This is a genomic window from Corynebacterium sp. Marseille-P3884, from assembly GCF_017942225.1.
In the GTDB taxonomy this organism is placed as follows: domain Bacteria; phylum Actinomycetota; class Actinomycetes; order Mycobacteriales; family Mycobacteriaceae; genus Corynebacterium.
Map to the genome: position 1 here is coordinate 14,065 of NZ_JAGKSD010000023.1, position 17,746 is coordinate 31,810.

At 61.2% G+C, this 17,746-nt stretch carries 12 protein-coding genes; 10 read left to right on the plus strand and 2 right to left on the minus strand.

Translation table 11 applies throughout. The features are described from left to right. The first annotated feature begins 193 nt into the window (after nt 1–193). From groL to J5Y21_RS11195, 10 genes are all read left to right on the plus strand, one after another. Nucleotides 194–1,828: a chaperonin GroEL gene (groL, locus tag J5Y21_RS11150; RefSeq protein ID WP_210575849.1), complete on the plus strand. Its 1,635-nt coding sequence runs from the start codon at nt 194–196 to the stop codon at nt 1,826–1,828. A gap of 548 nt (nt 1,829–2,376) precedes the next feature. Beyond that, the gene (locus J5Y21_RS11155; protein ID WP_210575851.1) at nt 2,377–2,562 is read left to right on the plus strand and encodes a hypothetical protein; all 186 of its coding nucleotides are present in this window, start codon (nt 2,377–2,379) and stop codon (nt 2,560–2,562) included. A gap of 39 nt (nt 2,563–2,601) precedes the next feature. Then, nucleotides 2,602–2,763: a hypothetical protein gene (locus J5Y21_RS11160; protein ID WP_210575853.1), complete on the plus strand. Its 162-nt coding sequence runs from the start codon at nt 2,602–2,604 to the stop codon at nt 2,761–2,763. Between the two features lie 134 nt (nt 2,764–2,897). Further along, the gene (gene ppk2, locus J5Y21_RS11165) at nt 2,898–3,791 is read left to right on the plus strand and encodes a polyphosphate kinase 2 (RefSeq protein WP_210575855.1); all 894 of its coding nucleotides are present in this window, start codon (nt 2,898–2,900) and stop codon (nt 3,789–3,791) included. Between the two features lie 213 nt (nt 3,792–4,004). Further along, a complete protein-coding gene (locus tag J5Y21_RS11170) occupies nt 4,005–4,610 on the plus strand; it encodes an enoyl-CoA hydratase-related protein (protein WP_210575858.1) in 606 nt (201 codons plus the stop codon). A 243-nt stretch (nt 4,611–4,853) separates the two neighbouring features. Further along, nucleotides 4,854–11,048: a CshA/CshB family fibrillar adhesin-related protein gene (locus tag J5Y21_RS11175; protein ID WP_210575860.1), complete on the plus strand. Its 6,195-nt coding sequence runs from the start codon at nt 4,854–4,856 to the stop codon at nt 11,046–11,048. 226 nt (nt 11,049–11,274) lie between these two features. Beyond that, nucleotides 11,275–12,783, plus strand: a complete 1,509-nt coding sequence (locus J5Y21_RS11180) for a SpaH/EbpB family LPXTG-anchored major pilin (protein ID WP_210575862.1) — start codon at nt 11,275–11,277, stop codon at nt 12,781–12,783. A gap of 103 nt (nt 12,784–12,886) precedes the next feature. Next, nucleotides 12,887–14,410: a hypothetical protein gene (locus J5Y21_RS11185; RefSeq protein ID WP_210575864.1), complete on the plus strand. Its 1,524-nt coding sequence runs from the start codon at nt 12,887–12,889 to the stop codon at nt 14,408–14,410. 30 nt (nt 14,411–14,440) lie between these two features. Further along, nucleotides 14,441–15,355 carry a class C sortase gene (locus J5Y21_RS11190; RefSeq protein WP_210575866.1) on the plus strand — a complete coding sequence of 305 codons (915 nt, stop codon included), beginning with the start codon at nt 14,441–14,443 and terminating at the stop codon, nt 15,353–15,355. 300 nt (nt 15,356–15,655) lie between these two features. Then, nucleotides 15,656–16,582, plus strand: a complete 927-nt coding sequence (locus tag J5Y21_RS11195; RefSeq protein WP_210575869.1) for a hypothetical protein — start codon at nt 15,656–15,658, stop codon at nt 16,580–16,582. Between the two features lie 114 nt (nt 16,583–16,696). Here the strand turns inward: J5Y21_RS11195 and J5Y21_RS11200 are convergent, their stop codons facing one another. Together J5Y21_RS11200 and J5Y21_RS11205 are read right to left on the minus strand one after the other, a co-directional pair. Next, nucleotides 16,697–17,185, minus strand: a complete 489-nt coding sequence (locus J5Y21_RS11200; protein WP_210575880.1) for a MarR family transcriptional regulator — start codon at nt 17,183–17,185, stop codon at nt 16,697–16,699. Between the two features lie 117 nt (nt 17,186–17,302). Beyond that, nucleotides 17,303–17,593, minus strand: coding sequence for a rhodanese-like domain-containing protein (locus tag J5Y21_RS11205; protein ID WP_210575882.1), 291 nt, complete (start codon nt 17,591–17,593; stop codon nt 17,303–17,305). Nucleotides 17,594–17,746 lie beyond the last annotated feature (153 nt).

A 17,746-nucleotide genomic window follows, 5' to 3' on the forward strand; every position in this document is an offset into this window, starting at 1 on the left:
CATTGCACTCGCAGCCTCACACTGCTAAAAATGGCTTTAGCACTCCCGCCAAGTGAGTGCTAAAAAGTTCATTTCGAGCGGGTGAGGCTGTTTTGCACTCACCAGCCGTGCCGTCGCGGGCGCCCGCTTGGACCTTGTATGACGTGAGAGTGGCGTCGCCTTTTCCTATATAAACGAGGAGCAACAAACTCACATGGCAAAGATGATCGCATTCGACGAGGAAGCACGCCGCAGCCTCGAGCAGGGCCTGAACACCCTGGCCGATGCTGTGAAGGTCACCCTCGGCCCCAAGGGTCGCAACGTCGTCCTGGAGAAGTCCTGGGGCGCGCCGGCAATTACGAATGACGGCGTGACCATCGCTAAGGACATCGAGCTCGAGGACCCGTACGAGAAGATCGGTGCTGAGCTGGTCAAGGAAGTCGCCAAGAAGACTGACGATGTCGCTGGCGACGGCACCACCACCGCGACCGTTCTGGCACAGGCGCTGGTGCGTGAGGGGCTGCGCAACGTGGCCGCCGGCTCCAACCCGATGGGCATCAAGCGCGGTATCCAGGCTGCGACCGACAAGGTGTCTTCCATCCTTCTCGACTCCGCTAAGGAGGTCGAGACTGAAGAGGAGATCGCTTCTACCGCTGGTATTTCGGCATCCGACCCGGAGATCGGCAAGAAGATCGCCGAGGCGATGTACGCCGTCGGCAACGGCTCCGTGAACAAGGAGTCCGTGATCACGGTTGAGGAGTCCAACACCTTCGGCGTCGACCTCGAGGTCACCGAAGGTATGCGATTCGACAAGGGCTACATCTCCGCATACTTCGCCACCGACATGGAGCGCGGCGAGGCCGTGCTCGAGGATCCGTACATCCTTCTCGTCTCCGGCAAGATCTCCAACGTCAAGGAGCTCGTCCCGGTCCTGGAGCAGGTCATGCAGTCCGGCAAGCCGCTGCTGATCATCGCTGAGGACGTCGAGGGCGAGGCCCTGTCCACCCTCGTGGTCAACAAGATCCGCGGCACCTTCAAGTCCGTGGCAGTCAAGGCACCGGGCTTCGGCGACCGCCGCAAGGCAATGCTGCAGGACATCGCGATCCTCACCGGCGGCCAGGTCATCTCCGAGGAGGTCGGCCTGTCCCTCGACGGTGCTGACGTTTCCCTGCTCGGCCAGGCACGCAAGGCCGTCATCACCAAGGACGACACCACGATCGTCCAGGGTGCCGGCGACCAGGCTCAGATCGAGGGTCGCGTGAAGCAGATCCGTGCTGAGATCGAGAACTCCGATTCCGACTACGACCGCGAGAAGCTCCAGGAGCGCCTGGCGAAGCTCGCCGGCGGTGTCGCAGTCCTCAAGGTCGGCGCAGCCACCGAGGTCGAGCTGAAGGAGCGCAAGCTCCGCATCGAGGATGCTGTCCGCAACGCTAAGGCAGCAGTCGAGGAGGGCATCGTCGCCGGCGGCGGTGTCGCACTCCTGCAGGCAGCCAAGGAGCTCGAGGGCGACCTGGGCCTCGAAGGCGACGAGGCCACCGGCGTCAAGATCGTCCGCGAGGCTCTCTCCGCACCGCTGAAGCAGATCGCCCTCAACTCTGGCCTCGAGCCGGGCGTTGTCGCCGACAAGGTCGCTAACCTCCCGGCAGGTCAGGGTCTGAACGCAGCCACCGGCGAGTACGTCGAGATGCTGGCCAACGGCATCGCTGACCCGGCCAAGGTCACCCGTTCCGCTCTGCAGAACGCTGCCTCCATCGCCGGCCTCTTCCTCACCACCGAGGCCGTCGTCGCCCAGAAGCCGGAGCCCGCAGCTCCCGCCATGGACCCGGAGGCCATGGGCGGCATGATGTAAAAACGCATCCCGCTTAACGACGCCCCGCGCCACCCCCGCTCCTGCGGCCGTGGATGGCGCGGGGTTTCGTGCGTTTAGCCCCTTCGTGAGAGGTACGAACATGCAGTACCGGAATTTAAGCGCCACTAGTCAATACATTGACGATTGGGGGCTTCTGTAAAGCATTGGCAGCTGTTGTTATGGTTGTGACACGCTAATCTACCCCCGATATAGGGTGAAATGACGGCAAGGGAGCACTCCCTTTTAAGCGAAAATCGCGATATCGCGAGGGGTATGCTGGCCGTTACGCGAATGGGGTGAGATCTTCGTCGCGTTCATGTTCGCTAGCAAAAACGCGCACTTCAATTGACTGCGGTGCCGTGTGTTCACCTTATGTTCATGTCCTCGGTCACGGATCAACAACAAAATGCTGGTAAACCCTTGCGAGGGTTGGTGTTGACCGCTGGGAGATGTGTGGCAAGATGTCTTCTTGTGACGCCCGATCGGGGTGTCTGAAACCAGAAACCCTAATCCGGCGATGGCCGGTAACTCTCTCAAGGAGATTTCACATGGACGTGAAGGAAATCATCACGCACCTCGACAACTTCGTGAACACCTTCAAGGGCTGGAATGGCTTCCTTGGCGGTCTCGTCAAGTTCTTCGGCGAGGGTGGCAAGGACGGCCTCGGCTTCATCACCAACTTCAAGGCTTGGACCGAGGCTGGCGACAACCTCAAGGGTCTCTCCGAAAAGTAATCCCCTAAACATCCGTTAATTCTTCACAAGGAGACTAAAATGAACGATTTCATCCAAGGTTCTTCCGAGGCTGCTGCCAAGCTCGACCTGGTCTGGGACAACACCCTCAAGCCGCTGTTCAACATGTTGAAGCCGCTGTCTGAGTCCGCTGAGGGCCTCATCAAGCTTCTGAAGCTGGCTCCGAAGGACATGCTCAAGTAAGCCACTGGCTAACTCCGGAATTCCCCGCTGCTTGGCAGCGGGGTTTCTGCGTTTATTGGGGGATGGGGGTTTGGAGGGGAGCGTCGATAAGCGTTGCTCAGCGGGGTCGCGCATGCGCCGCTAAACTGGCGGGCATGGCGAACGATGATGACATGCCCTTGATCGATCTGACGGAAACTGAAGGCTACTACGTCGACGATTCAGACGAAGACGACCCGGTGCTGCTGCAGGCGGACGGCACCCCGATTCAGACGTGGCGCGAGAATTACCCGTACGACGAGCGTATGACGCGCGACGAATACGAGAAGGTCAAGCGCGCGCTTCAGATTGAGCTGCTGAAGTGGCAGAACTGGACCAAGGAAACGGGCCAGCGCCACATCATCATCTTTGAAGGCCGAGATGCGGCTGGCAAGGGTGGCACGATCAAGCGCTTCAATGAGCACCTGAATCCGCGTGGCGCGCGCACGGTGGCGCTGGAGAAGCCGTCGCCGCGCGAGTCCACCTCGTGGTACTTCCAGCGCTACATCGAGCACTTCCCGGCCGGCGGCGAGATCGTCTTCTTCGACCGCTCCTGGTACAACCGTTCTGGCGTGGAACGCGTGATGGGCTTCTGTACGGAGTCGCAGCACGCGGAGTTCCTGCGCGAGGTGCCGATGCTGGAGAACATGATCCTCGGCTCCGGCATCTCGCTAACCAAGTTCTGGTTCTCCGTCACGCGCAAGGAGCAGCGCACGCGATTTGCTATCCGCCAGGTCGACCCGGTGCGCCAGTGGAAGCTGTCGCCGATGGACCTCGCCTCGCTGGATAAGTGGGACGACTACACCCGCGCGAAGGAGGAGCAGTTCCGCTACACGGACACCGACGAGTCCCCGTGGGTGACCATCAAGTCCAACGACAAGAAGCGCGCCCGCGTCAATGCGATGCGCTACATTCTGTCCAAGTTCGAGTACACGAACAAGGATCACGACGTGGTGGGGGAGCCGGACCCGTTGATCGTCAAGCGCGGCCGCGACCAGATCGGGGACTAGTTCCTCGAGTCTTGGGTTTCTACCCTTGGCTAGATGTTGACCCTAGAACTTAGTTTCCCCAGGTGGGATTTCGGCGGCATCGTCGGATCACTCGGGAAACTAATTTTTGGGGTCAACATCTAGTTTTTGCCTTTTCTGTCCCCTTCTAGGCCCCGCGAAATTTAAGTCTGTTTGCCGTTGTGAGCCCCGCCCGCGGAGCCTAGTGTCGATGATGTGCTGATCAACGTCACCCGCCCCGCAGACAGCGTCGCCGTTTTGACCATCGACCGCGACGAGAAACGCAACGCACTCAGCGAAGAGTTGCTCGTCGAGCTCGCGGAAACGCTTGAGCGGGAGCTTATCGACGCCCCCTCGATCCTCCTCACCGGCGCCGGCTCCGCCTTCTCCGCTGGTGCAGATCTGTCCGCCGGAGACCCCGCCGCGATCTACCCGGCGCTGAAGCGCGTACTGGAGATCATTCGTGGCGCTGAGAAAGCCGTGGTGGCGTATGTGAACGGTCCGGCGATCGGCGCCGGTGCGATGCTCGCGGGGGCGTGCGATATCCGGGTTGTGGCGCCGTCGGCACGGTTTTCTATTCCCGTCGCCAGGATGGGTGTTCCTGTCACACCTGAGCTTGCCAGCGCGCTCGCGGATCTCGTCGGTGGCGCCCGCACCCGCACAATGCTGATGACGGGCATGCCCATCAACTCCGTCACTGCCGTCGACTGTGGTTTCGCCGCACTCCGCGGCACCTTCGACGACGCAGTCGAGGTGGCGAAAGTCTGCGCCGACGGCTCCCCAGCGACGATCGCGTCGATCAAGAACGCTTTCTTCGAGTAGTGGACTCACCGGGGTGTCGGCCACTTTCACGGAATTCCGTGCCAGGACGGCTAAGCGTTGTGGGCACACTGTGTTTTAGGCGTGTGAGTTGGGTGAACTTGGAGTTTCCAGTGAAGTTTCAGGGGTTGCGCAGGGAAAGGTGACGGTGACATAATTTTCTCTGCAACTGACTGCTCGCCCTTAACCAAGGCTGACAGTCGACTGTGATGCACCTCCGTTGACAACTCACCATAGAGGGCAGGCATGCGAAATTTTGCTGGGTCGCTTTCGAGGCGCCGTCACCGGTGCCTCGCCGCAGCCGTCATCCTGATCATGACGGTGGCTCTGCTCGCTGCACCCCCGACGGCGCAGCAAGTTCAAGCGCAAACGCAGACCGGTGGGGCCACGTCTGACGGGGTGAATTTTGGTGACTGCGACTTCCGTATCGGCACGGGTGCGGCTGAGCAGTGGGCGAACCAGATCTGCTGGCTGGACATGCGCGGTTTCGATCAAAGCGGGAAGATCACCAAGCGAATCGGCCAGTACACCCTCACGGCTGATGTGACGGTAGAAAAGAACCGGTGGGCTGATAACGCCCGTCGAACTGCGACCTTCACTCCCCAGTCAGAGCAGGCATGGTCGGAGGCCGCCTTCGGCAAGAAGGGCTTCTTCGAAAAGGATCCGGCGTCCAATCAGCTCGACATCTTGAAGATGCGTTATGGCTGGGCTCGCATCAAGCTCAACAACATCAAGATCGTTGACGCTGCTGGCAACCCTGTACCGAACTCGAGGTTGATGCTTGCGGATGCGGAGGCGACCGGCTCCGGTGGTCCAGGCGAATGGATCAGTGCATCCGCGTCCAATGGCGTGACCAAACTCGACGCGATCAAGTCACCATTCAGTAACAATGGCACGTGCCAGGGCCGGTTCGGGCCGGGGAACGAGCCGGAGCACAGGAACTGGACTGGGCATGAGCCGATCCAGCGAGATTTCGTGTGCTGGGACAACAACGGATCCGGTAACCGTGGCATGTTCGTTGCGGCGATGGATGATCCGACGTGGGCCGAGATCAGCATCGGCGTGTACGACTCCGGTTTCCAGGCTATTGCCTTGGGGGTCGCGCTGGGGCGCGTCCAGTTCGCTAATGACGCAGGCCGGGTGAACGTGAAGTCTAATTTCGAGGAGCTCGCCGCCGGTAAGGCGAGTACTGCGGACTACACCGCTGTTCTGCGTGAGGGCACAAATGAGACTCCGATCGACATTCCGGCTGAAGGAGGTTATACCACCTTCATCCGCAAGCTCGGCGCCGGTGGTGTGCCAACGGATCAGCTTGTCTACCGCTCGAAAATGACCACTGACGGTGCGAATCCGTTCGACCGCTATGAGCCCGAGTGGACGTGCGTGGCCAAGACAGACGGTGCGCCGGTGGTGACAAGATTGCGCAGCGGATCTAAAAACGGCTTGGCGGTGACGAATAATCGGGAGACGGGCACAACCGAGATTGCAACGACGAACCAAGACAATCGCGAGATCAACTGCACTGTCAGTTGGGAATCGAAATATCAGCCGGCCACGTTAGAGCTGAGCAAGCATCTCGAAGGCACGGCGAAGGACTTCTCGGAGATGAACGACCGAAAGTTCATCATCAATTACAAGTGCGACGACCTCAATGGTTTTGAGAAGGCGTACCCGGGGCGCTTGAGCGGTTCCCGCACTTTCACCCGCGGCCAGTCAGAAACGGTCACAGGCCTGCCCGTGGGCGCGAATTGCACTGTGTGGGAGTCGTTCCAGAAGGGTGATAAACCGGTGCTGCCCGGCAAGACACTGAAGCTGGGCTGGGGAAGCAACGGCGCCTCAACGGCCACGAACTACAAGCAAGGCCAAAACGGTGCGAAGTCGGATCCGGCCCTGAACTTGAAGCTGGGTGCGACCAATAACGCTGCGGCGCACAATATCTACGATTTCAAGCCGGGCACGCTGCACTTGTCCAAGGAAATCCTCGGTGAGCCGGTCACTGAGGCAGTCGGCGGGGGCGCGGGATCGGTTCCGACTCCGACGTATAAGTTCAGGATCAAGTGTGACACGACGCAGTTCGACGTCGAAAAGCAATTGACGTTGGCTCGTCGCACTGATGCAAGCGGCAAGACTGTCGTCGACGGGACGATCGATATCACTGGCATTCCCACGGAACGCCCGTGCAGTGTCACGCCGTTGACTGACTTGAACACCGAGCAGCAAAACTACATTCACTTTGATAGCCGCGTGGTCACCGTGGGCAATGCCTCCACGAACCCGGTTGAACCCTCTGGTCCGCAGGGCAAGTCCTACGAATTCCGCTTGCCGGAGAACGCGCCTGAGACGACGATCGATTTCAAGACCACCTATAGCTACGTGAAGCGCGACCTTACCGTGCACAAATTGCTCGCTGGCGAAGGTGGTGCGAGTCAGGAGTTCGACGGCAAGGACTTCACTGTCAACTACCGTTGCGAGCGCAAGGGCGAATACGACCGTGACAAGCAGCTGTACATCCCGAATATCGCGCCTGTGGAAGGCTCCGTCACCGTCGGCCGCGGCAAGGACGCGGTGATTCCGGACCTCAAGGTCGGCGCTGAGTGCAAGGTGTGGGAAGACGAGTCCAAGCTTCCGCAGACAAGCCACATTGAGTTCGAGAAAGCAGTGGTCGCATCCAATAATGCACAGGACCAGACCACGGAGTTGACCAATGCCGATGCGGCGACCAAGCCCGTGCTGACGGTCCGTCCGACGGGCGATACCGAGCAGAACCTGGTCACCGTCACCAATACGTACAAGGCGAAACTGGGCACCGTCGACGTCAAGAAGGCCATCAACAACACTGCGCCGGGATTCACTCCGCCGAGCTCGTACGAGGTCAAGGTCCGCTGCGGCAAGCGCAACCTGTTCGAGGATGGGGCGGCGCGTCCATACGATCTCGTGGGCACCGTCAACGTCGCTGCGAACGGCACATCTACTGTCGTCGCTGACGATCCGAAGTTGAATGTGAACGGTGCGATGGCCGTCCCTTATGGCAATGAGTGCACCTTCGAGGAGACTCCGCCGACGTACCCGGCAGGGGTCGAATGGACCCTCAGCGGAACCGAGTCCGAAACGATCGAAGCGCCTTCCACGACGAAGACCATCACCAACACTTTCGCTCCGCGCGGCTCCGGCTTGACCATCTCGCAGGTGCTCCAGGGTGAGGAAGCGCTCGTTCCCGAAGGTGGAGTCGCATACCGCCTGACGTGTACCGGGGGTTCTCTCGCGGCGCCGATGACTCAGGAATTCACCCTGACCAGGGATAATCCGAGGAAGAAATTCGATGCGAACTTCGCGCCGTCGAAAAGCAATTGCGTGCTGGAACGCACATCGCCCGAAACGAACGAGCGAACCGTGAACGGCACGACCTTCCCCGTCACGAATACTGAGGGGTACCGCTTCGCGGTGGACAATGACCCGGTGCGCGAGCTGGGGCAGAGCGAGCGCTTCACTGTCGGCAACACGTCCGCGGTGATCGTGACGCAAAACTACGGGCTTCTCGACGCCCCCGTCACCGCCCACAAGCACATCACCTTCAAGGAAGCGTATCCCGGTGGACCGACGTACATTTCCGATCCGCGAAAGAGCGTCAAGCTGCACCGTGAGTTCCCCGTGACCCTGACGTGCACCGATCCGCTCAGCCGTGAGACCTTGCGCCTGGAGACCACCGTGTCCGTGAACAAAGACCCGCAAAGCGGTGTCAATGTTTACGACGGTGCTGCTGATATCAACGCGAATGTCCCTGTGGGGTCGACGTGCGAGGTGGAAGAGAAGTACACCACGACCGCGACCGGTATCAGCCTCGAACGCGATATTGCTGTGAACGGTAACGCGGTGCCGGGTGCGCGCGGCGACGCCGACAACACCGGAGCGGTGGGCGGCAGCTTTGCCGTCGGCCGCGATAAGAACGACCTTGTCTTCAATAACTCCTACACCCGTCGCACCACCGAGATGACGGTGAAGAAGATCGCCGACCTGCCTGGCTCCATTCGCGAGAAGGTTAGCGCCGAAGAGCTGCAGAGCAAGCTCCACGACCACACCATCACTATGGTGTGCCGCGACCCAGAGGCCCGGGACAGCGAGGGCAATGAGGTGCCGTTGTTCGAAGCGCCGAACGGCTCCATTCACGGTGAAGGCGAGCACACCTTCACTAATGTTCCGGTCGGATCTGATTGCGAGTTCACCGGCGACAATTTCGGATCCCTGAAACTTGAAGCGAATGGCTTGTCGGCGTACCTGCGCCCGCAGCACGTCAGCTGGAGCGCACTGGGTTCCGGTGGTGACGTGACTGCTGATAGCGAGCTCAAGAATGAAGTCGCGTCATCGCCACTGTTCACCAGCGTGGACGACGCGAAACGCAACGTGGTCGGCCTGGAAAACCACTACCGCTACGAGATGTCCCCTGTGACCCTGACCAAGGATGTGGTGGGCGAGCAGGCGGATATTGAGACGCTGACGAAGGATCAAACGAAGTTCAACTTCGCGATGTCGTGCCGCGCACTCGGTTACGAGTCCAGCACCATCGGCGGCCAGCGCAACTCGATCGGTTATGGCTACAACAACGACAGTGGCGAACCGTATGTCCTGCCGCGCACCGTGGTGTGGGGCACCGGCGAGGGCCGGTTCACCCGCCAAGAGGACCAGAACGGAATGCAGGTCTGGCGCTTCACATCAGATCAGGCATATGTTCCGGCGGGGTCCGATTGCTCCTTCACCGAGCTCAGTCCTGAAGGGGTCGACCCGGTGCTGAGCTTTGAGCCGCGCGAGAAGGATGTGCAGAAGGCTGTCGCCGCCCCGGCGGCACCACCGGAGCAGCCGGCGGCGACTGATCTGGCGTTCACCAACGATGTCGACCGCCGCACCGCGACCGTTCGCTTCGTCGCCTACGAGTCGGGCTATGTCGAAGGCGAGGCCAGCCCGTACACCGCCGAGGTCAAGTGCACCTTCGGCACTGAGACCAAGGCACACAGGACCTACACCGTCAACATCGAGCGTGGTGCTGTCTCGGTGGGCTCCTTGCCTACATCTGATCTTGCGCCCGCCGGTGGCGTGGAATTGGAGCTTCCCGCTGGCGGCGACTGCTCGATCGATTACGGTGATTCGCCTTCGCTGCAGGCCCGCCCAGTCATCGATGTCACCGGCATCGGCGACAGCAAGAACCGCCGCCCGTACACCCAGTTCGCGACCTGGACCGACGGCACCCGTGAGGGGCCGACCACGAGCTTGGCCGCGACGGACCTGGAGAGTATCGGGGAGAAGAATTACTCCCATTCCTTCACTGTCCCGCAGTCCAGTGATGCTCAGACTGGTATCCGCCAGGTCATCGGTGTCGAGGCCTTCCACCCACGCGCCCGCGTGGACGTGGAGGTGAACAAGACTGCCGAGGGCGGTGATAGCGCCAATGCGACCTTCCAGTTCCACCAGTCCTGCACCAGTAGTAACCAGGACTTCACGTTGAAAAACGGTGGTAAGCACATCATCGAAAATGTCTACGTGGGCAACAGCTGCCTGATCACGGAGTCCGATGACGGAGACGGCGAAATCTCATCGATTCTGGATGTCACCGGGCAGGGCTCCCGCATCTCCGACCTCGCTGTTTCGGAGGGCTCAGCTAGCGCCGGCGAAGAATCGGCGATCGTCCACCAGGACGTTCGTTTCACCGCGCTACCGGTGGCGGATGCGAGCGATTTCCGAATCCGCGATTCCCGCCTGTGGCGTTTGGATCTGCGGAACCGCTTCCCGTCGCTGAAGGTGACCAAGTCCATTGACGGCACTCCGCTCGGCGACGCCACCGGCGCTCTCACCGGCGTGACCCTTTTGCCCAGCGACGCGAAGGCCATGCGCGTGACCTACACCGCGAAAAATGACGGCGCCTTCCCGCTTTCGGGCATGACGCTTAACGACGCTTCCCTGGCTGGCCGCACCCTCACCCCCGTAAAGGACGGCGCTCAGGCCGGCAACCCAGTGACGGTGGGCGAGGACGGGACAATCCCGGCTGGAGTCTGCACTCCGCCTGCGACCCTCCCGGCAGGCGAGGAGTACGCATGCACCTTCGACGTGGACATTTCCGACAAGTCCTACGAAGAGGATTACCGCTATCCCGACGATGGCGGTGAAGCTCCAGTGACGGTCACCGCCACGATGGAGGGCGCCAACGGACAGAAGGTCACGGCCACCGATAGTCAGGGCGCACTGCGTCCGTCCGGCTTGCTGGGCTTCCTGCTGCCGGAAACCGGCATGCAGACTCTTGTCTGGTTCCTCATTCTCGGCCTGATCCTCTTCGGTATCGGCGCGTGGCGAGTCCTGCGCCGTGACGATGACGACGACGAAGACATTCACAACGGCAACGGTCCTTCCGATGGAGGACCCGCACGTGGAAAGGAGGCCACGGTGCCTGCGCCGTAGATCAATGTGGCGGCGCCGCTACCGCGCTAGGTAGTCGCTCCGCCACGTGAACCCCCTGTCCACCCATCCGCGCGGTAGAGCAGTGAAGCGGTCTAGCAAGCCCGCCTCACGCGGGCACTGCCGCACCGCAACAGACACAATTCGAATCGCTGACACGTCACTACCTCGCAGGCGTGCGAGACACCCTCAAGCGCCGCGAACTACCACTTCATAGAGAGGAAGAACAATGTCCCGTCTCGCACACAAAACCCTGGCCATTGCAACGGCCGCCGCTATCTCCATCGCAGGTCCGGTCGGCGCGTCCATGACGCTCTCCCCGGTCGCCCAGGCGCAGGAGCAGAACGCCCCCATCAACCTCGATGCGAAGACCACCCTGACCATCGCCAAGCAGGAGGGTGTTCCTGGCGACGCCGCCCCAGCTAAGGAAGGGTTCACGTTCAAAGCGGAGAAGATCACCACGAAGCCGCTGAACACCTCCGAGGGCTGGGCTGATGTCCGCGACATCATGGCCAATGGCGCCGAGAATGCCCCTGTGGACAGCTCTTTCACCGCTGTGGAGAAGACCACCGACGCCTCCGGCAAGGCTGTCTTCGACTCCCTTGGTGTCGGCCTGTTCCGCATCACGGAGCTCCGTAACGGTAACTACACGGTTGCCCGCCCGTTCCTGGTCACCCTCCCGCTGACCCAGGATGGTGCGTACAACTACAACCCGACGGTGTCCCCGAAGAACCAGCTCATCGAGCCGACCAAGGAAGCGGATGACACGGGCGTGACCGTGGGCAAGAACATCCACTACACCATTGAGGCACCGGTTCCGGTAGCCGAGAAGACCGCCGAGGGCACCAACGACCTGACCAAGTTCACCATCACCGATAACCTCCCGGAAGAGCTGAACTACGACTCGAATGCCGCAGTGAAGATCGGCAACGTCGGCACCGACGGCGCGTTCACTGAGGTGCAGAATGACCTCCAAGCCGAAACCGACTACACGCTGACTGCTGAAGGCAAGCAGGTGAAGGTCGTTTTCACTGAGTCCGGCTTGGAGAAGCTCCAGGAACTTCGTGATAAGAACCCGAACTTGAACGTGCAGCTCGCTTTCGACGCCAAGGTCGTGAAGATTCCGGCCGACGGCAAGATCGAGAACACCGCTCAGATCGGCACCCCGAACTCCGATACCGACATCGACACCAAGCCGAAGCAGCCGGGTGAAGGCGAGGAGGGCCCGAAGGTGACCCAGTTCGCCAACGTGGAGATCACCAAGACCGTCTCTGGCGGTGCTGAGGACGCCACTGGTAACGGCGCCCAGTTCCAGGTGTTCAAGTGCACCCAGGACGGCGATAAGTGGAAGGTCGAGGGCGAATCCCTGCCCTTCACCAACGAGGAGGGCACCGAAGCTCTGACTGACAAGAACATCACCGCTGAAGGTGGCGCTGCCGGAACCAACGCGGTGGCTAAGGGCTTCGGCTTCCAGGTCGACCAGGGTGCCGAGTACTGCGCAGTGGAGACCAAGGCACCGGCCGGCTTCGTGGCCAACCCGGATCCGTTCCACCTGACGGTCACTCCGGCGGCGGAGAACACCCGTGCCGTGTACAAGGGCCAGATCGACAACGTGAAGGACAGCATCTGGGGCAACCTGCCTGCTACCGGTGAGCGCACCATGCTCATCCTGCTCGGCCTGGGTGCTCTGCTGTTCGCCGGCGGCGCCGCTTACCAGCTGAACCGCCGCAACGCCTAAGGGCATTGACGCCGCCGCAGGAGGTCTACTCCGCGGCGGCACCCCACACCACCCCCACCGAAATGGAACCCCGTTAGGGGTTCGTCGAGATCAGGAGACACACGTGAACGTCAAACGAAGTGCTGCGGGCGCACTTGCCGCCGTCGCCTTCACGGTCGGTGCGGCTGTCGCGCCAGTGGTGTCCCCTGCACTGCACCCGGTGCCTGCCTACGCGCAAGCGACGGCGGGGAATGTTTCAGTGAACCTCGTTGAGTCGGTGGGGAAAGAGTGGTTCGACAGGATCGGCGACCGCACAGTCACCCTCGAACGGGTCGCTGACGTCGACCCGAATGATCCTAAACAGTTGAATGACCTGGATATCCCGAAGTTGAAGAACGAGGACCCCGGGAAGTTCACAGAGGCTACGTCGGGTCGTACCTCCAGGGGTTCGGTGACTCTCAATGCGGATCCGGGCGTGTACCTGCTCACCGTCGCCGACGATACAAACGTCACCGGGGACGACGCGGACCGGCGGGTGTTCTACTCGCCGATTGTCGTGGTGGTCCCCTCCGGCGGCGGCAGCCAGACCGTCACACCGAAAGCTCAGGTGTTGGGCATCAAAGTGGACACGTTGACCGCTTGCGAAACACCTCAGTGGAGTGAGGCGGCCGCGCCGGGAACGTATGTCGAGTATGACTTCACCGCATCAGTGCCGAACCTCAGCACAGATGGAACCATCGGTTCTTATTCTCTCGACGTGACTTTGTCTCCCGGCCACACTGTTCTGTGGGAAGCAGGGGACCCAGCGACGGAGCTCACCGCGGCTGGCCCGACCCGACCCAAGGTGCAGGCAGCGCCGCCCGCTGGTGGGGAAGGGGAAGTAAGGGTATTCACGGCCGTCGATAAGCGAAATGTTCTCGTGCTCGCTGCGGACCGAGCGAAGGAACCCGTGAACAAACTTGAAGCGCCCAAGGTGTTTGTGCGTGGCGCGGGTGAGACCCTTGAGCTCGAACTGAAGCGTGATTACACGCTGAAGAAATCCGGTGCTGATTCCGCGACTGTCACGCTGACCGACGGAGGGCTGAAGGAGCTTGCGCGACTGCGCGCCGCCGACGCCGCCACACAGGTGGATGTGTGGATGCCGGTTCGTGCCAATGAGAAGGGGCCCTGGGGCGGCGGGCCCGTGCGCGACGTCGTGCTCGGCGATCTCGCGGCCACCGTGCGTCTGACCACCGACGGCATGGACCATAACCGGGCGCCCGTCACTGTCGAGCACGTGAATCACGTGAATGTGGTCAAACGTGAAGCCTGCTTCAAAGCGGGAGCATCTCCGTCCACGACACCGACCGAGAAGTCGCCGTCGACTCCCGGTTCCGGTGACGGACCTACCTCCACAGTGACAACGACCGTCCAGGCTCCCGGAGGGTCAACCGTGGGTGAGCCAGGTGCGCCCGGCAGCGATTCGGGCAAGAAAGGCGAGTCCGGATCATCGAACGGATCGCAGGACACACCCCGAGGTCTCGCATCGACTGGTGCGGCAGTCATAGGAGTGTCCCTTGCCGGCGCCCTGTTCATTCTTCTGGGTCTGTTCATGCAGCGTCGACGCCGCGATGAGGACGAGGAAAAGGAACTTAAACAGCGCGATTAGAACGCAGACAAGCATCAAGGATTCAACCTAGTGGGCACACCCAAATCTGAGCGACGGAAAAAGACGAACAATATCGTCTCCATCATCATCCTCATCCTTGGTGCGTTGCTGCTGCTCTATCCAGTCGCGTCGACCTTGTCGTACCAGTATCGAACCGTCAAGCAGAACGAGGCGTACGCAACGGATATCGAAGCTTTGGACGCCGGCGCGAAGGCCGAGCAATTACGCAAAGCCCGCGAATATAACGACCGTCTCCTCGCGGCCGGGCCGCATGCACGCGCGCCTATCGACGGCGACCCTGGCTTCGCCGACTACATGACTCAGCTGACCCTTCCGGAGCAGTACCACATCATGGCCCGCGTCAGGGTGCCCGCGATCAACGTGGACCTGCCGGTGTACCACACCACCCAGCCCAAGGTGCTTTACGACGGAGCCGGCCACATGTACGGCTCCACCCTCCCCGTTGGCGGGATGGGCACGAACGCGGTGATTTCCGCCCACACTGGCATGGTCAACGCCGCCATGTTCGACCAGCTGCCCATGCTCAAAGAGGGCGATGACATCTTCATCGAGGTCATGGGGGAGACGCTGCGCTACAAAATGACATCCCGTGAAGTAGTCAAACCTGACCGCTACGACGCTGTCACGTATGAGCCGAACCTCGACCAAGTCACCCTCATTACCTGCACTCCCTACGGCCTGAACACCGACCGTCTTCTAGTCCACGCCGTGCGCGCGCCTCTCGAACCGGGGCAGGAGATCCCTGAAGCCGGCATCGGCTGGTCGTGGTGGATGATCGTGGTGGTACTTGTCGTTTTCATTGTGCTCCTCCTGATTTGGTGGAAGCGCCGCCGCGACCGGAAGCGTCGCCGTGCCCGCGAGGCTCGTCTAGGCGCCGAAATGACAGCCGGGGGCGACGAGGATGCGCAAGTTGAAAATATTTAAAGATTTGCGCAGGTGACAGTGCGCAAAATCGGACGTTCGAACAGCCACTACTGGAACCGTTGTTGTACTGGCAAGTTTGAGATGCTATTCGAACGCTAAGCGGTTTTTCCGCCATTTTCGCAGCGTATAGGGTGCGATAAAGATGGTGTGTTGCCTGTGTTGTTCTTGTGATTAGTGTGACTCTCGCCTACAGTGAGGTCTAACCCTGAAGTACGGGTCGAGACTTGTCGCTTGGCTGCACTGTCCACCACCTTGCTTCGGGACTCTTTTCCTTTTCCTACTTCCCCAAGGAGAGAATCTATGAAGCGCTTCAACAAGACCGCGATTGCCATTGCGCTGTCCGGCGCCCTCGCACTCGGCGTTGCACCGACCGCCGCAGACGCTCAGGAGGCCCCGGGCGCACCGGCCGCCACCGTCAACCATGAGGGTGCTACCTGGTACCTGCACAGCAACGGCCAGTTCTACGTCAACGACGCAGCACTCGTCTTCACCCCGGCCGACCAGATCAAGGACGATGCGAAGATCGGCCTCGACGCTGTTAACGCCGAGGGCGAAGAGGCTGCCCCGGCTGCTGACGAGCAGGCACTGCCGCTGCCGGCCGAGATCACCATCGACGGCGCGACCTGGTACCTGCACAACGACAAGATCCACTACGTCAAGAATCGCGACCAGTGGAACACCCCGGTCGACGAGATCGCTGAGGGCGACAAGATCGCCATCGGCGACATCGACGCTGCTGGCGAGGTCGAAGGCGATCAGACCCAGGGCGACCCCAACCAGGGTGACAACCAGGGCGACCCTCAGGGCGACGGCTCCTCGAGCGACACTGAGCTGACCCCGGGCCAGATCGCCGGCATCGTTGCTGGCGTGCTGGCTGGCACCCTGGTCATCGGTGGCGTTGTGTACAAGCTGGTCATGGACAAGAACGGCAAGCCGGTCTACGTGCCGGAAGACAAGGCTGGCAAGGAGCCGTCCGCCGAGGACAAGGCTGCTTCCGACAAGCTGATCTCCGAGAACGCTGACGAGATCAAGCGCCAGACCGCTACCGCCGAGAAGATGGGCGAAGAGGTCGTGAAGGTCGAGGGCGACGCTGCTGGCGCCGACTCCGAGCGTGGCGTCAACGCCGAGACCGGTAACAACACCATCGCGAAGGGCCTGGTTGGCCTGCTGATCGCATCCATTATGGGTGCTGCAATCTTCGCGTTCGGCCGTCGTCGCCTGGTCTAAGGGACTGGCTTAAACTCCCAATAGGCCTAAAACTCCCCATCCGCTGCTGGCAACTGGCCGGTGGCGGTGGGGAGTTTTGTCGTCTGGACCCAGATTGCGTCGACCGAAGGCCGACTACTTGGAATCCGACTCCGAACCGTTGCCGGCATCGGAGTCGGACTGGCCCTGTGGAGAAGACATGATCGCCTGGGACAGTTTCCGGAGCTGCTTGAGCTGCTTTGTGGTGGTGGCGTCGAGGGCGCGGTCTTCGGCCTCGCCGACGGCAGTGGCGAGCTGGGCCTGAGCCTTGGAACCCTTCTTGGTGGGGATGATGATCTGGCGGCGGCGATCCTTGGGGTCGCGTTCGCGGGTGACCCAGCCGTGGGATTCGAGGGAGTCGACGAGGCGCACCATGTCGGAGGCATCGATGGCAAGGAGCTCAGAGAGCTGGGTCTGGCTCGCGGTGTGCTCGAGGGTGCAGGTGAGGACCCAGAATTCGCGCATGGTGGTGCCCAGTTTGGACAGGGCTTTTTCCACCTCGTCTTTGGTGGCGCGGCGGACGCGCTCGATCTGGAACGAGGGGGATTGGGTTAGCGCGGTGGGGTGTTCCAAGGATTCAGCCATGGGCATCAATGTATCAGCCGTGGGGGAATCCTATGGTTGGGTGTTAGTGAAGGTTTGATGCCCCATGCTCACTCTGCGGGGTGAGCTGGGGCAAGGCCGGATAATTGGGAGCGTCAACTACTCCGTCGGCAGTCCGGCATTCACCCACGCTTGGGTGCCGCCTTCAACATTGATGGCTTCAGTGCCACGGACATCCTCGAGGAACTGGGAAGCTTCGGCGGAACGGCCGCCGGATTTGCAGATGACGTAAATGGGCTGCTCGTAATCGATCTCCTCGGAAAGAGCTGCGAAGTTGGACAGGGGAAGGTTCACAGCGTTCTTGGCGTGGACTTCGGAGAACTCGTCGGGCTCGCGGACGTCGATAAGCTGGGCGTTTTCGGGCACTTCGTTGACCTGTACTGACTTCATGGCGCCAGTCTAGATGAACTATTGTTTTTGCTATGGCTGGCGACGACGCACGCGGATACACACCGCGGACAACACCGCAGGTGCCGCGCTCGACGCGCGACGCTTATCGACGTCCCGCCGCCCCCCGCCGCTCCCCGTCCCCTGCCGCGCGGC

Coding starts and splice junctions, on each gene's coding strand:
- J5Y21_RS11200 (WP_210575880.1), bottom strand. CDS start 17,185: ATGGCTGAATCCTTGGAACACCCCACCGCGCTAACCCAATCCCCCTCG.
- J5Y21_RS11160 (WP_210575853.1), top strand. CDS start 2,602: ATGAACGATTTCATCCAAGGTTCTTCCGAGGCTGCTGCCAAGCTCGAC.
- J5Y21_RS11175 (WP_210575860.1), top strand. CDS start 4,854: ATGCGAAATTTTGCTGGGTCGCTTTCGAGGCGCCGTCACCGGTGCCTC.
- ppk2 (WP_210575855.1), top strand. CDS start 2,898: ATGGCGAACGATGATGACATGCCCTTGATCGATCTGACGGAAACTGAA.
- J5Y21_RS11180 (WP_210575862.1), top strand. CDS start 11,275: ATGTCCCGTCTCGCACACAAAACCCTGGCCATTGCAACGGCCGCCGCT.
- J5Y21_RS11155 (WP_210575851.1), top strand. CDS start 2,377: ATGGACGTGAAGGAAATCATCACGCACCTCGACAACTTCGTGAACACC.
- J5Y21_RS11195 (WP_210575869.1), top strand. CDS start 15,656: ATGAAGCGCTTCAACAAGACCGCGATTGCCATTGCGCTGTCCGGCGCC.
- groL (WP_210575849.1), top strand. CDS start 194: ATGGCAAAGATGATCGCATTCGACGAGGAAGCACGCCGCAGCCTCGAG.
- J5Y21_RS11205 (WP_210575882.1), bottom strand. CDS start 17,593: ATGAAGTCAGTACAGGTCAACGAAGTGCCCGAAAACGCCCAGCTTATC.